Annotated in this window: 14 protein-coding genes; 8 read left to right on the top strand and 6 right to left on the bottom strand. The window is 64.7% G+C overall.

What is annotated here, in order from left to right; all coding sequences use genetic code 11:
• Positions 1–45: 45 nt before the first annotated feature.
• The 3 genes from M2343_RS13440 to M2343_RS13430 all read right to left on the bottom strand — a co-directional run bounded on the left by M2343_RS13440 (position 46) and on the right by M2343_RS13430 (position 4120).
• Complete coding sequence (locus tag M2343_RS13440; protein WP_264577052.1) at positions 46–1182, bottom strand: ATP phosphoribosyltransferase regulatory subunit; 1137 nt, start codon at positions 1180–1182, stop codon at positions 46–48.
• 92 nt (positions 1183–1274) lie between these two features.
• On the bottom strand, positions 1275–2858 hold the full coding sequence (serA, locus tag M2343_RS13435; protein ID WP_264571656.1) for a phosphoglycerate dehydrogenase: 1584 nt from the start codon (positions 2856–2858) through the stop codon (positions 1275–1277).
• Between the two features lie 113 nt (positions 2859–2971).
• Positions 2972–4120 (bottom strand): phosphoserine transaminase, encoded by a 1149-nt coding sequence (locus M2343_RS13430; RefSeq protein ID WP_264577051.1) that lies wholly within the window; start codon positions 4118–4120, stop codon positions 2972–2974.
• 273 nt (positions 4121–4393) lie between these two features.
• Here M2343_RS13430 and M2343_RS13425 point away from each other — a divergent pair, with 273 nt between their 5' ends.
• Positions 4394–5062, top strand: a complete 669-nt coding sequence (locus M2343_RS13425; protein WP_264577050.1) for an extensin family protein — start codon at positions 4394–4396, stop codon at positions 5060–5062.
• A gap of 44 nt (positions 5063–5106) precedes the next feature.
• On the top strand, positions 5107–5982 hold the full coding sequence (locus tag M2343_RS13420; RefSeq protein WP_264577049.1) for an LOG family protein: 876 nt from the start codon (positions 5107–5109) through the stop codon (positions 5980–5982).
• Between the two features lie 117 nt (positions 5983–6099).
• On the opposite strand, the gene M2343_RS13415 is transcribed toward M2343_RS13420, so the two are convergent.
• Complete coding sequence (locus M2343_RS13415; RefSeq protein WP_264577048.1) at positions 6100–6741, bottom strand: c-type cytochrome; 642 nt, start codon at positions 6739–6741, stop codon at positions 6100–6102.
• 185 nt (positions 6742–6926) lie between these two features.
• Here M2343_RS13415 and M2343_RS13410 point away from each other — a divergent pair, with 185 nt between their 5' ends.
• From M2343_RS13410 to M2343_RS13395, 4 genes are all read left to right on the top strand, one after another.
• A complete protein-coding gene (locus M2343_RS13410; RefSeq protein ID WP_181561094.1) occupies positions 6927–7817 on the top strand; it encodes a prephenate dehydratase in 891 nt (296 codons plus the stop codon).
• 199 nt (positions 7818–8016) lie between these two features.
• Complete coding sequence (locus tag M2343_RS13405) at positions 8017–8355, top strand: P-II family nitrogen regulator (RefSeq protein WP_181561093.1); 339 nt, start codon at positions 8017–8019, stop codon at positions 8353–8355.
• A gap of 17 nt (positions 8356–8372) precedes the next feature.
• Positions 8373–9704 (top strand): ammonium transporter, encoded by a 1332-nt coding sequence (locus M2343_RS13400; RefSeq protein ID WP_181561092.1) that lies wholly within the window; start codon positions 8373–8375, stop codon positions 9702–9704.
• Between the two features lie 199 nt (positions 9705–9903).
• Positions 9904–10305: an MAPEG family protein gene (locus M2343_RS13395; protein ID WP_264577047.1), complete on the top strand. Its 402-nt coding sequence runs from the start codon at positions 9904–9906 to the stop codon at positions 10303–10305.
• Between the two features lie 22 nt (positions 10306–10327).
• On the opposite strand, the gene M2343_RS13390 is transcribed toward M2343_RS13395, so the two are convergent.
• Together M2343_RS13390 and M2343_RS13385 are read right to left on the bottom strand one after the other, a co-directional pair.
• Positions 10328–10762 (bottom strand): TIGR01244 family sulfur transferase, encoded by a 435-nt coding sequence (locus tag M2343_RS13390; protein ID WP_264577046.1) that lies wholly within the window; start codon positions 10760–10762, stop codon positions 10328–10330.
• Positions 10763–10853: 91 nt separating this feature from the next.
• Positions 10854–12011, bottom strand: coding sequence for a GNAT family N-acetyltransferase (locus M2343_RS13385; RefSeq protein WP_264577045.1), 1158 nt, complete (start codon positions 12009–12011; stop codon positions 10854–10856).
• A gap of 159 nt (positions 12012–12170) precedes the next feature.
• On the opposite strand from M2343_RS13385, the gene M2343_RS13380 reads away from it, so the two are divergent.
• A complete protein-coding gene (locus tag M2343_RS13380) occupies positions 12171–13274 on the top strand; it encodes a fatty acid desaturase family protein (RefSeq protein ID WP_413716023.1) in 1104 nt (367 codons plus the stop codon).
• Positions 13275–13354: 80 nt separating this feature from the next.
• Entirely contained in the window at positions 13355–13693 is a 339-nt protein-coding gene (locus M2343_RS13375; protein ID WP_264577044.1) for a DMT family protein, read from the top strand.
• The last annotated feature ends 1 nt before the right edge of the window (position 13694 follow it).

Here is a 13694-nt window from a genome sequence, read left to right as displayed (position 1 = left end):
ATCGCTGTGTTTCCAGTCTGCTGCCCATGCGGGCGAGCCGGGACCTTACAACCGCCGAAGCTCGGTGCCGTCCAGAATCGCTTCGCAACCCAGCGCCAGTGGGTCGTCGGCCTCGTCCAGCGCGGCGATGGTCACCCAGCCTTCCGCCCGGAGCGCCGCAGCCCGGGCACCATCATGGCCGATCGGCAAAAAGGCCCGCTGCGCGGCGGTGGTGCCGAACCCGGCATCGATGAGCGGATCAGGGTAGAGCGAGAAGCCCATGGCCGGCTCGGCCTTGCCGTCCGCCCCCGCCACCGCATAGCTGCCGCCCCGGCCGATCTCGCCGATGAAGCCCTCGGCAAAGACAGAAAAGCCGAACCAGCTCTGATATTCAAAACCGTGGCGCTCGGTGGGATCGAGCGTCAGCGTGATATCCCAGCCGATCGGCTTGGCAATCGCGCGCAGTGCCGCAATGAGGTTATCCAGCTTGCCTTTGGCCGGCCCCGCGTTGAAGGCCTGCAGTCGCTCCATGGCGGGGTGGAATGGCCCGGTCGCCTCGATGAGTGCCAGATAGGGCCGCGCTGCTTCGCCCAGCGCCGCCAGCGAACCTGCGTCCTTCGCGTCGAGACTGTCGCGGACCGCCTCGACATCGCCCTGGGGGAGCGGCATCGGGCCATCGGCCAGCATCGTCACGAGATCGGGCAAGGTGAAGTCGATGGTGATGCCGCTGACACCCGCGCGCTGCAGCGCTTCGATGGCGACATTGACAATTTCGACTGCCGCCGCGACGCTGTCTGTGCCGATGATCTCGGCGCCGACCTGCATCCGCTCGCGCTCGGGCCGCAGCTGGTCGGCCCGCAGCTTCATCACCGGTCCGCCATAGCACAGGCGCAGCGGACGCGGGGTCGCAGCCATGCGGGTGGCGGCGATGCGGCCAATCTGGGCGGTCATGTCCGGCCGGATCGCCAGGCTACGCTGGGAGAGCGGATCGACGGCGCGGAGCAGATCTTCGGCGCGGGCCGACTGCAGGCGCGCGACCAGCGTTTCCTCGAACTCGGCGAGGGCCGGCATCACGCGCCGATAGCCATGCGATGCGACGGTATCGAGCACTTCGCGCACGAGGCGGGCGGAGGCCTCCGCCTTGGGCGGCAGACGATCGGCAAGCCCTTCGGGCAGCAATCCGGGAGCGATGGCTTCAGTCATGCCGCGGCATTTAGCCGATTCCGCTCGCCAAGCGAGGATAAATTACAAGCGTGACCGGCCCGACGTGATGACACGCCGGGCCGGGCCGTGATTTAGAACTTGAGCGGGCAGACCCGGTGCACGTTCGGCAGGGCGCAGATCTTGTCGACCAGCGTCTGCGGAACGGTCTCGTCCACCGAGAGCAGCAGGATCGCCTCGCCACCGGCCTCACGACGGCCAAGGTGGAAGGTGCCGATGTTGATCTTGGCCTCGCCAAGAATGCCACCCACGCCACCGATGAAGCCCGGCGCATCGACATTGGCGATGTAGAGCATGGTGCCATCGAGATCGGCCTCGACTTTGATGCCGAACAGCTCGACCAGACGCGGCGCGCCGTTGCCGAACAGCGTGCCGGCCACCGAGCGCTCGCCCTGCGAGGTCTTCACCGAGACGCGGATCAGGGTGCTGTAGTCGCCCTCGCGCTCGGTCTTGATCTCGCGCACCTCGATGCCGCGCTCGCGGGCGAGGAAGGGCGCGTTGACCATGTTCACCGTGTCCGTCTGCGTGCGCAGGAAACCGGCGAGAACGGCCGAGACGATCGGCTTCTGGTTCAGTTCGGCCGCCGCACCCTCGCTGTGGATCGAGATCCGGGGGATGACGTCACGCGAAAGCTGGCCAACCAGGCTGCCCAGCTTCTCGGCCAGCGCCATATAGGGCTTGAGCTTGGGTGCTTCCTCAGCCGACAGGCTCGGCATGTTGAGCGCGTTGGTGACACCGCCGCTCAGCAGATAGTCGCTGAGCTGCTCGGCGACCTGCAGCGCCACGTTCACCTGCGCTTCGCTGGTGGACGCGCCAAGGTGCGGGGTCGAGATGAAGTTGGGCGTGCCGAACAGCGGGCTGTCCGTTGCCGGCTCGGTCTGGAACACGTCCAGCGCCGCGCCGCCGATGTGGCCGCTGTCGAGACCGGCCTTCAGCGCCGCCTCGTCGATCAGACCGCCGCGCGCACAGTTGATGATGCGCACGCCCTTCTTGGTCTTGGCCAGATTCTCAGCCGAGAGGATGTTGCGGGTCTGGTCGGTCAGCGGCGTGTGCAGCGTGATGAAATCCGCCTTGGCCAGCAGCGTGTCCAGATCTGCCTTTTCCACGCCCATTTCGATGGCGCGCTCGGGCGTCAGGAACGGGTCGAAGGCGACGACCTTCATCTTGAGGCCCAGCGCGCGGCTGGCCACGATGGAGCCGATGTTGCCGGCACCGATCAAGCCAAGCGTCTTGCCCGTGACCTCCACGCCCATGAAGCGGTTCTTCTCCCACTTGCCGGCCTGCGTGGAGGCATCGGCCTCCGGCAGCTGGCGGGCGAGGGCGAACATGAGGGCGATGGCGTGTTCGGCGGTGGTGATGGAGTTGCCGAAGGGCGTGTTCATCACCACGATGCCTTTGGCCGAAGCGTAGGGAATATCGACATTGTCGACGCCGATGCCGGCGCGGCCAATGACCTTGAGATTGGTCGCGGCGTCGATGATCTCCTTGGTCACCTTGGTGGCCGAGCGGATTGCCAGACCATCATATTTACCGATGATTTCCTTGAGTTCATCGGGCTTCAGTCCGGTGATCTCGTCCACCTCGCACCCGCGCTCGCGGAAAATCTGCGCGGCCTGCGGGTCCATCTTGTCGGAAATGAGAACTTTGGGCTTGGTCATTTTACTGTCCTTCAAAGAGAGACAGTGCCCCTGCGAAAGCAGGGGCCCAGGGCGGGATGGCAGTGCTGCTGAGCCCTGGGCTCCTGTTTTCACAGGAGCACCGGAAAGTGGGGTCAGGCGGCAGTCGCGCTCAGCGCGGCCTTGGTCTCGGCATAGGCCCAATCGAGCCAAGGGCCGAGCGCCTCGATGTCCGCGGTGTCGACCGTGGCACCGCACCAGATGCGCAAGCCAGCCGGGGCGTCGCGGTAACCCGCGACGTCATAGGCGGCATCCGCCTTCTCGAGCAACGAGGCCATCTTCTTGATGAAGTCGGCATCGGCACCCTCGACGGTGAGGCAGACGCTGGTGATCGAGCGGATCGCCGGATCGGCAGCGAGATGCCCCAGCCAGTCGCGCGATTCCACAATGGCATTGAGCGCATCGGCATTGGCCTGCGCGCGGGCGATAAGGCCCTTGGCGCCACCGATGGTCTTGGACCATTCGAGCGCAAAGATCGCATCTTCGACCGCCAGCATGGACGGCGTGTTGATCGTCTCGCCCTTGAACACGCCCTCAGCGAGCTTGCCCTTGGACATCAGGCGGAACACCTTGGGCAGCGGCCAGCTCGGCGTGTACTGCTCAAGCCGTTCGACGGCACGCGGGCCAAGGATCAGCACGCCATGGCCGCCCTCACCGCCCAGCACCTTCTGCCAGGAGAAGGTGGCGACGTCGATCTTCTCCCACGGCAGGTCGTAGGCGAACACGGCGCTGGTGGCGTCCGCGAAGGAGAGGCCCTCGCGGTCGTCGGCGATCCAGTCGCCATTGGGCACGCGCACGCCCGAGGTGGTGCCATTCCAGGTGAAGAGCACGTCATTCGACCAGTCGACCGCATTCAGATCGGGGATCTGGCCATAATCGGCGCGCAGCACCGTCGGATCGAGCTTGAGCTGCTTGGCGGCATCGGTGACCCAACCTTCACCGAAGCTCTCCCAAGCGAGCGTCGTCACGGGGCGAGCACCCAGCATCGTCCACATCGCCATCTCGAAGGCGCCGGTGTCGGAGCCGGGCACGATGCCAATGCGGTGGGTCTCGGGCAGGTTCAGCAGCTCGCGCATCAGGGCGATGCAATAAGCGAGGCGATCCTTGCCGAGCTTTGAGCGGTGGGAGCGTCCGAGCACTTCGGTGGCCAGCTTCGCCGGATCATAGCCGGGCGGCTTGGCGCAGGGGCCGGACGAGAAATGGGGGCGGGCCGGCGTGGTCGCCGGCTTCGTAACGTCAGTCATGGTATGCGTCTCCTTGCAGAGAGCACGCGCGGCGTTGGGACCGCGTGGCCCGCCGGCGGCCATAGAGATTTGCAGACGGGTGTCAATGTAAGATCGGGCTAAGATCGGGACCTGCGTGCCTCGCCCGGGCTGAACGGAGCTTGGGCGGACATGCGCCAGACCGCGCGCGGCGGCCGAGGCATCCCCTTGCACTGTCTAGGTTTTGTTCAGCTGCGATGCGTGATAAACGGCGCCATGATCCATTGGGCGTCATCGGTCGGATTGAGGGCGGGAATGCGCAGGCTGGTCGGCCTGCTGCTGGTCACCAGTCTTGCCGCCTGCGCCGACCGCCCCAGCCCGCGCACGGGTGTAAGGGCGCCGGGCGCCGCAGCGCCCGCACAACGCACAATGCCGAACAGCGAGAGCTATCGCATGTGCGCGGCGCGCCTCTCGACCGCGAAGGTCCGCTTCGAACCGCTGCCCAATCAGGATCGCGGCGGCGGCTGCACGACAATCGATACCATCCGCCTGCTGGAGATCGGCACACCGGTGGCCAATCTGGGACCGATGACCTGCCCCCTCGCCGCCAATTTCGCGGCCTGGGTGCAATATGCGGTGCGCCCCGCCGCGCGGCTCTATCTGCGCAGCGAAGTGGTGCGCGTCGAGACCTTCGGCACTTATGCCTGCCGCGATGTCCGCGGCACCGGTGGGACCATCGCCGGCAAGCGCAGCGAACATGCCCACGCCAATGCCGTGGACATTTCCGCCTTCGTGCTGGCCGACGGGCGCCGAATCAGCCTGGTGAACGATTGGCAGGGCGAGAGCACCCATGCTCAGTTCCTGCGGGTCCTCCACCAGAGCGCGTGCAAGCGATTCCGCACCGTGCTCGGCCCGGACTATAACAGCGCCCACCGCGACCATTTCCATTTCGACATGGGCGGGCGGGGCAGTTTTTGCCGCTGAACCCGCCAGTTTTCTTCTCCGCCGAAATCGTCTAGCGCCACTGGATGACAGACCAGCCTACAGTGCGCGAAAGCAAGTTTCGCCGTGCCCGCGAAGAAGCCGTCGATGCCAAGCGGATCATCCCCACCCCGCAGACAGAAAGCAAATCCTACAAGCTGGCCTTCCAGGACAACGAGTTTCTGCTGCGGGAAGACCTGCGGCCGGTCCGCTTCCAGCTCGAGTTGATGAAGCCGGAGCTGCTGCTCGATGAAGCAAAGATCGCCTCGACCTTCGTCTTCTATGGCTCGGCGCGCATTCCCGAGCCGGAGGCCGCGCAGGCGCTGATCGATGCCGCGCCCGACGAGCGCGCCCGGAAAGTCGCCGAGCGTCTCGCCGAAAAGGCGCGTTATTATGAGGAAGCCCGCAAGCTGGCGCGAATCGCGGCGCAATGTCCGCCGAACGAGGCTGGCTGCCATCACTTCGTCGTATGTTCGGGCGGCGGCCCGTCGATCATGGAAGCGGCCAATCGGGGCGCGGCGGACGTCGGCGCACAAACCATCGGGCTCAACATCGTGCTGCCCCACGAGCAGGCGCCCAACCCCTATGTGACGCCGGATCTCTCCTTCCAGTTCCACTATTTCGCTCTGCGCAAGATGCACTTCACCCTGCGCGCTCGCGCGCTGGCAGTGTTTCCCGGCGGTTTCGGCACGTTCGACGAATTTTTCGAGCTGCTCACGCTGGTGCAGACCGGCAAGATGAAGCGCATCCCCATCCTGCTGTTCGGCAAGGACTTCTGGACACGCGTCGTGAATTTCGAGGCGTTGGCCGAGGAAGGCGTGATCAGCCCACGCGATCTCGATCTGATCAGCTGGGTCGAAACGGCAGAAGAAGGCTGGGCCGTGGTCGAGAGCTTTTATGCGGATAGCCAGCGGGGCTGCTGAGGTCCGCGCCCGTCCGGCTCGCTGATACCAGCGGGTCCGATAACAAAAGCGGCGCGGGTTGCCCCGCGCCTGCTTGAATATTTGACCGAACCCAAGCCTGGGCTCTGGCTAATGAGATTATTCGTGCGGCGTCGCAGCGTTGGCGGCAGCGCCCTCAGCGCCCGCTTCCGCCGCATTGCCTGCAGCGGCTGCATTGTCGGCACCGACCTCTGCCGCAGGGGCCTCGGCCGGTGCATCGGCAGCCGGGAGAGGCAGGTTCGAGCCCTGCGTGTTGAGATAGGCGATCAGATTGGCGCGATCTTCAGGCTTGCTGAGACCGGCGAAGCTCATCTTGGTACCGTTGGCGAACGAACGCGGCGAGGTCAGCCAGTGATCCAGCTGCTCGAAGGTCCAGTTGCCGCCCACCTTCTTGAGCGCATCCGAGAAAGCGAAGCCGCCACGGCCATGGCCGATCGGGTCGCCAACGATGGCCCAGAGGTTGGGGCCGATGCCATTGGCGCCGCCCTGATTGACCGTGTGGCAGGCCACGCACTTGGCGAAGACCTTCTCACCGGCTGCCACGTCCGCCGAGGCGAGCAGCGTGTTCAGCGAAGGACCGGACGCACCGCCCTCGCCTTCCGCCTCAACGCCCTCGATCGCGTAGCCCATCGGCTCGGGACGCTCGGCGTGAAACAGCTTGCTGCTCACAATGCCGCTGCCAAGCGCAATGATGCCGCCAAACAGTGCCCAGCCTGCAATGGTATTGAAACGATCGCTCATGCGCCCTCAATCTCCAGAAATCTACCCGACGCGCGACCTCCTCAATCGCGGCGCTGCCGGTGCCCGTCGGCGCTCCCCTTAATGACTGCATTGCGCGGGTGCAAGCCTGTCGGAAGGCCTGTGTCGCGACACATGCGCCGGTGCCTTGCGCGGCAGGGCCCAAAGCCCTAAGCGCAGCGGCCATCATGGACACCTATCCGCTCCCCGCGCAGCGCCTTGTCGCCGAGATGACGGACGCCGCCGCGCGCGCGCCTGAGCGTGCGATCAGCTTTCAGGGCGCGCCGGGCGCCAATTCGCATCTGGCGGTGATGGATTTTGCGCCGGACGGCCTGCCCCTGCCCTGCTTCAGCTTCGAAGACGCGCTGGATGCCGTTCGCGATGGCCGTGCCGACCGCGCGATGATTCCCATCGAGAATTCGCTGCATGGGCGGGTTGCGGACATGCACTTTCTGCTGCCCGAATCCGGCCTGTCGATCATCGACGAATATTTCCTCCCGATCCACCACAGCCTGATGAGCGCGGACGAGACGCCGCCGGTCAGCGCGCTCAGCCATGTGCAGGCGCTGGGGCAGTGCCGGAAATATCTGCGCAGCCGTGGCATCCGCCCGATCGTCTATGCCGACACCGCCGGCGCGGCCGCGCTGGTCGCCGAGGTCCGCGAGCCCGGCGCAGCGGCGATTGCGCCCTCGCTCGCCGCGCGACTCTATGGCCTCACGATCCATGATGAGAAGATTGAGGACAGCAGCGACAACATGACGCGCTTCGTCGTGCTGGGCCGCGATGCGATCATGCCCTCGCGAGACGGGCCGGTGATGACGAGCTTCCTCTTCGAGGTGAAAAACATCCCCGCCGCGCTCTACAAGGCAATGGGCGGCTTTGCGACCAACGGGGTGAATATGACCAAGCTGGAGAGCTATCAGCGCGGCGCCAGCTTCTCGGCGACGGAATTCTACGCCGATATCGAGGGGATGCCGGGCGACCCCGCCGTCGATCGCGCGCTGGAAGAACTGGCGTTCCACAGCAAATGGGTCCGTCTGCTGGGCAGTTATCCGCAGGGGCGCTCTCGCTCGATCTGACGTCGCTGGGCCTCGAGGCCCTATCCACCTGATAACTGCGAACGGTCTGTGCGTACTTTTTAAGCACTGCTCACACATGCCGCCTCAATTTGAGGCAATCGCCTCAACGAGGCCCGACTGCCGACCGCTTTAACGCCTCGTTTATGATTTGGCACAGCTCTTGCTTGGCATTCCCCTGCAACCAATGGGGGCGCAAGAGATGAAACTCATTATGGCAATCATCAAGCCGTTCAAGCTGGACGAGGTGCGTGAAGCTCTCTCTGCGCTGGGCGTGGCTGGCATGACAGTAAGTGAAGTGAAGGGTTTTGGCCGCCAGAAGGGCCAGACCGAAATCTACCGCGGTGCGGAATATTCCACCAACATGGTCCCGAAGATCAAGGTCGAGGTCGTCTGCGACGATGCCCTCGCGCCGCGTGTTGTGGAAGCCGTGCAGCAGGCCGCCAACAGCGGCGCCATCGGCGATGGCAAGATCTTCGTCCTCGACGTGGGACAGGCCATCCGCATCCGCACCGGCGAAACCGGCGAAACCGCGCTGTAAGTTAAAGGGGGTAACGCATGACACCTTTCAAGACATTCTGCGGCGCGGCGGGGGCTCTGGGCCTTTCGCTCTTCGCCGCCTTGCCCGCATGGGCGCAGGAGGCCGCAGCGGAAGCCGCGCCTGCCGTTCCCAATCCGGGTAACAACGCATGGATGATGACGTCCACCGTCCTCGTTCTCCTCATGATCCTGCCCGGCCTCGCCCTGTTCTACGGCGGCCTGACGCGTTCCAAGAACATGATCGCCACCATGACGCAGATCGGGGCCGTAGCGGCGCTCGCGATGCTCATCTGGGTGATGTACGGCTACGGCCTCGCCTTCGGTCCTGAAGGCAATCAGTTCATCAGCTGGGGCAAGTTCTTCCTTGCTGGCATCACGCCGGATTCGACCGCCGCGACCTTCACGTCTGAAGTGATCTCGGAATATGTGTTCGTCAGCTTCCAGATGACCTTCGCCGCGATCACCATCGCCCTCGTGCTTGGCGGCATCGTCGAGCGCATGAAGTTCTCGGCCATCATGGTCTTTGCCATCGTCTGGCTGACCATCGTCTACTTCCCGGTCGCCCACATGGTCTGGGAAGCGCGCGGCGTGTTCTTCGCCATGGGTGCTCTGGACTTCGCCGGCGGTACGGTGGTGCACATCAATGCGGGCGTTTCCGCACTGGTCGCCGCCCTCATCCTCGGCAAGCGTAAGGGCTTCCCCAGCGAGCCGATGCCCCCGCACAGCCTGACGCTGACCATGGTCGGCACCGGCCTGCTGTGGGTCGGCTGGTTCGGCTTCAACGCCGGTTCCGCGCTTGAGGCCAATGGCTCTGCGGCTCTCGCCATGATCAACACCTTCGTCGCCACCGCCTCGGCCGGTCTCTTCTGGATGCTCACCGAGCGCGTGATGGGCCACAAGGGTTCGGCTCTCGGCTTCTGCTCGGGCATCATCGCCGGCCTCGTCGCCGTGACACCCGCTGCGGGCAACTCCGGTCCGTTCGGTGCCATCGTTCTCGGTGCCGTTGCCTCCATCGTCTGCTACTTCTTCGTCGCGAAGGTGAAGCCGGCTCTGGGTTATGACGACTCACTGGACGCCTTCGGCATCCACGGCGTGGGCGGCATCATCGGCGCCATCGGCACCGCAGTGGTCTACTCGCCCTCGCTCGGCGGCCCTGGTGGCGCCGACTATGCGATGGGCGGCCAGCTGGTCACGCAGATCACGGCCGTGCTTGCCACGATCGTCATCGCCACCGTCGGCACCGTCATCGCCATGTTCATCGCAAAGGCCCTCACTGGCCTGCGGGTGAGCACCGAAGTCGAGCAGGAAGGCCTCGACCTCGGCGAGCACGGCGAGCGCGCTTACAACTGATCCGAATTCGGCGGGGGCGAAAGGTCCCCGCCGTCCGTTGTTCCTCCTGCGAACATCCCTGGGCCGGCGTGAAAGCGCCGGCCTTTTTTTTGGGCGGCCCGCAGCTGACGATTTGCAGTCTCGGACACGGCAATTTCATTTCGCGCCTGACCGTCCTATTCCTCGTCCGGCGAAAGACGCCCGATGAGGAGACTGAACGATGCCGATTGAACTGATCATTCTGGCCTGGGGCTGCCTGCTGGCCCTCGTTCACATCTTCGCTGCCGTGCGGGCGAAGACCGCGCAATATGGCACCGCCTGGAATGTCGGCGCGCGCGATCAGTCGCTGCCCGAGCCCAAGCCCCTCGTCGGGCGGCTGGCGCGAGCGCAGGCAAATTATTTCGAGACCTTTCCGATCGTCGCCATCGCCATCCTCATCGATGCGCAGCTCGGCCTGTTCGATCGGTGGACGGCCATCGGCGCCGCGCTCTGGCTCGGCGCGCGCATCGTCTATCTTCCGCTTTATGCTGCAGGGGTTCCGGTGGTGCGGACGATGGTATTCGGTATCAGCATGATTGGCGTGCTGATGTTGCTCTGGCCGGCGCTGAGCCTCGCGTTCTGAACAGGAGTGCCGGTGGGGGCCGTCAGCCCTTCTGGTTGGCCAGTGCGTGCATCATCTCGCGAATCGGCGAGAGATCATAGCCCGCCGCGGCCGCCTGCTCGGCCAGGACATCCGGCGAATCGCCCGCCCGTGCCCGCGCCAAGGCCCAAAGCAGTGTGCTGCGGGTGCCGGAGCGGCAATAACAGAGCGCCTTGCCCTCGCCATTCTTCGCGAGTGCCTCATCCAGCGCATCGAGCTGCCAGGGCGCAAAGCCGCTATGCGAGACGGGAATGGCGACATAATCGAGCCCCGCCGCCCGTGCCGCCGCCTCGATCGTGTCGCCGGACGTCTGGTCCACCGATTCACCTTCGGGTCGGTTGTTCACGATGAGCGAGATGCCCATTGCCGCAGCCTGCGCCACGACATCCGCATCGATCTGCGGGGCGACGAATAGGGATGGGGTCAGTTGCCGCAACATGGCGCGTCTCCGATAAGGGCCTTGCCCGTCCCTAGGCCCGGCAGTCCCCTGCGCGCAAGAGAGGGGTTGCCGGTACGGATTTGCGAAGCGGTCAAAGCGCCTTCTGGTAGATCACATAGCTGCGGTTGATGCGGCTCTCGATAGCCTCGGCAATGGCTTTCATGCCCTGATTATCATCGAGGATCCAGCCGATCTCCCCGCGCGTCGCGCCATAATGGGTGATGGCGTCGCGGCGGATATATTCGATCATCATGAAGGCCAGCTGGCTCGCCATGCGCGAGGATTGGAGCCGCTGGACGACACCCATCAGCGGCACGCGCATGGTGCGGACCTTGGGCTTGCGCAGCCACCAGAGCAGCTTTGCCCAGCCGAAGGGAAAGAGCGTGCCGTTAAGGCGGGCGAGCGCTTCGTTCATGTCCGGCAGCGTCATCATGAAGGCCACCGGCTCGCCATCCAGCTCGGCAATGCGAATCAGGTCCTCGAACACCAGCGGCTTGAGCGCCTTGCCGAAATGCGCAACCTCATGGTCGGTAATCGGCACAAAGCCCCAGTTGCGCCCCCAGGCATCGTTGAGAATATGCAGGATGATCGCTGCATCCCGGTCGAACTCGCTCTTGTCCACATGGCGAATGCGAATGCGCTCGTTGCGCTCGCCGGATTGGACGATCCGCTGGATCAGCGGCGGAAATTCCTGCGTGATGTCTAGCTCGTAAGTATCGAGCTGCTTGGCATGGGCATAGCCGGCCGCTTCGATCCAGGCGCGATATTCCGGCCTGTTATGGCCCATCATCACCGTAGGCGAATGGTCGAAGCCCTTCACGAGGAGGCCTGGCTCCTCCCAGATAGAGAGCGAGATCGGGCCGAGCACCCGGGTCATTCCCCGCTCGCGCAGCCAGCCTTCCGCCGTCGCGATCAGCGCGTGCGCGGTTGCTTCATCCATGGCTTCGAACATGCCGAAATTGCCCGTCCCCGGCCCCATGCCCTGCTCGGCAGGCATGGAAATGGCGAGATGATCGATATGCGCGCTGATGCGCCCGACGACCTTGCCGCCGCGCCGCGCGAGGAAATATTGATGCTCGGCATGTTCGTGAAACGGGTTCTTGCCCGGTGTCAGCAGGCCGCGCACTTCGCTCTTAAGGGGCGGCACCCAATGGGGATCATCGGCATAGATGGTCCATGCCAAATCGATGAACGCCGCCATGTCGGCCTTGCCGGAGACGGGAGTGATCACTAAATCGGCTGATGTCACGGCGATACCCCTGTCCCGCGCTTCGACGATGAAGCGCTGCTGAGAGGGCACAGCACTGCGGAACTGGCGGCGGATTTGTCAAGCCGCGCGCCGTGGCGGCAGAACAAAATCACATTGCTGCCATGATCTGTGCTCATTCGACCGATAGGACCCCTTTGCATGACCGCAATCGACCAGAGACTGGACGCCGCGCCGTCCGCGCCAGCCGGCAAGGCCCCCGCCGCAGCGGGCCCTGCGTTGGCAACCACGCCCGATGATATGGCGATGCTCCGCGCCGCCGTGGATTTGACGCGCGATCTGGCAACCGCGCGGCCCGGCATCTACTGGCCTGATTTTCTGGCTTCCGCGCTGGTCGGCTATGCTGCCATGGCGCTGGCGATGCTGGCCTCGCAAGGCTGGATCGTGGCCCTCGCTGGCGTGATTTCCGCCCTGGCGCTGTATCGCGCGACGAGTTTCATCCACGAATTGACGCACATCCGGGCAGGTGCGCTGCCGGGCTTTCGTTTCACGTGGAACCTGCTGATCGGCATTCCCTTGCTGTTCCCCTCCTTTCTCTATGAGGGCGTGCACACCCAGCATCATGCCAAGACGCGCTATGGCACCATCGATGATCCCGAATATCTGCCGCTCGCGCTGATGAAGCCGTGGAGCCTGCCCCTGTTCATCCTCGCGGCTGCCCTAGCCCCGGTGGCGTTCATCGTGCGCTTCGGCGTGCTGGCACCGCTCAGCCTCGTCATTCCCCCGCTGCGCCGGTTCATCGTGGAGCGCTACTCGGCCCTGTCCATCAATCCCGATTATCGGCGCCGCGCGCCGGAAGGTGATTTCGCGCGGATGTGGGCCTGGCAGGAAGCCGGCACCAGCCTCTGGTCGATGGCGCTCATCGCCAGCGTTCCGCTGCTCGGCTGGCGTCCGCTGCTCACCTATCTTGCGATCCTCTCGGTGGCGATGGTCGCCAATCAGCTTCGCACGCTGGTCGCCCATCTCTGGGAGAATGAAGGCGAGACGATGACGGTGACCGGCCAGTTCCTCGATTCCGTCAATGTGCCGCCACCCGCGCCACTGGCCGCGCTGTGGGCGCCGGTCGGTCTGCGCTATCACGCGCTTCACCATTTGCTGCCGAGCATGCCCTATCATGCGTTGGGCGAGGCCCATCGCCGGATCGCGCAGCATCTGGGCGCGGGGTCGACCTATGATCGGGCCAACTATCCCGGCATGGTCCCACTGGTCGTTCGGATCGCGCGGAGCACGATGGTCGCGCGATAGTCACCACCGGTGAGAATCACGCTCCCGAGCGGCGTATTTTCCCCATCGCCTTCCCACGGCGAACCTGCCATTTGGGCTTCATGCCCACGATCGCGCTGCTGCTCGCCTCCAACATCCTGATGACCACGGCCTGGTACTGGCATCTCAAGGGCGGCATGAGCAAACCGCTCGCCTTGGTCATCCTGATCAGCTGGGGCATCGCCTTTTTTGAATATTGCTTTGCGGTGCCGGCCAATCGCATCGGCTATGCCAGCGGCTGGAGCGCCGGCCAGCTCAAGATCACGCAGGAAGTCATCGCGCTAACCGTTTTCGGCGTCTTCATGGTCACCTTTCTGGGTGAACCGCTCCACTGGCGCCATTTCGGTGCCCTGACCTGCCTCATCGGCGCGGTGGCGTTCCTCTTCTGGGGCAAGGCCTGAC

It is taken from the genome of Sphingobium sp. B8D3B (genome assembly GCF_025961875.1).
Classification (GTDB): Bacteria; Pseudomonadota; Alphaproteobacteria; order Sphingomonadales; family Sphingomonadaceae; genus Sphingobium.
This window is presented reverse-complemented; position numbering and strand designations above follow the sequence as displayed.

Bases quoted from the DNA above. Each gene is read 5' to 3' on its own strand.
- M2343_RS13400 (WP_181561092.1), top strand. From the start codon at position 8,373: ATGACACCTTTCAAGACATTCTGCGGCGCGGCGGGGGCTCTGGGCCTT.
- M2343_RS13415 (WP_264577048.1), bottom strand. From the start codon at position 6,741: ATGAGCGATCGTTTCAATACCATTGCAGGCTGGGCACTGTTTGGCGGC.
- M2343_RS13440 (WP_264577052.1), bottom strand. From the start codon at position 1,182: ATGACTGAAGCCATCGCTCCCGGATTGCTGCCCGAAGGGCTTGCCGAT.
- serA (WP_264571656.1), bottom strand. From the start codon at position 2,858: ATGACCAAGCCCAAAGTTCTCATTTCCGACAAGATGGACCCGCAGGCC.
- M2343_RS13380 (WP_413716023.1), top strand. From the start codon at position 12,171: ATGACCGCAATCGACCAGAGACTGGACGCCGCGCCGTCCGCGCCAGCC.
- M2343_RS13375 (WP_264577044.1), top strand. From the start codon at position 13,355: ATGCCCACGATCGCGCTGCTGCTCGCCTCCAACATCCTGATGACCACG.
- M2343_RS13410 (WP_181561094.1), top strand. From the start codon at position 6,927: ATGGACACCTATCCGCTCCCCGCGCAGCGCCTTGTCGCCGAGATGACG.
- M2343_RS13430 (WP_264577051.1), bottom strand. From the start codon at position 4,120: ATGACTGACGTTACGAAGCCGGCGACCACGCCGGCCCGCCCCCATTTC.
- M2343_RS13425 (WP_264577050.1), top strand. From the start codon at position 4,394: ATGCGCAGGCTGGTCGGCCTGCTGCTGGTCACCAGTCTTGCCGCCTGC.
- M2343_RS13395 (WP_264577047.1), top strand. From the start codon at position 9,904: ATGCCGATTGAACTGATCATTCTGGCCTGGGGCTGCCTGCTGGCCCTC.
- M2343_RS13390 (WP_264577046.1), bottom strand. From the start codon at position 10,762: ATGTTGCGGCAACTGACCCCATCCCTATTCGTCGCCCCGCAGATCGAT.
- M2343_RS13405 (WP_181561093.1), top strand. From the start codon at position 8,017: ATGAAACTCATTATGGCAATCATCAAGCCGTTCAAGCTGGACGAGGTG.
- M2343_RS13420 (WP_264577049.1), top strand. From the start codon at position 5,107: ATGACAGACCAGCCTACAGTGCGCGAAAGCAAGTTTCGCCGTGCCCGC.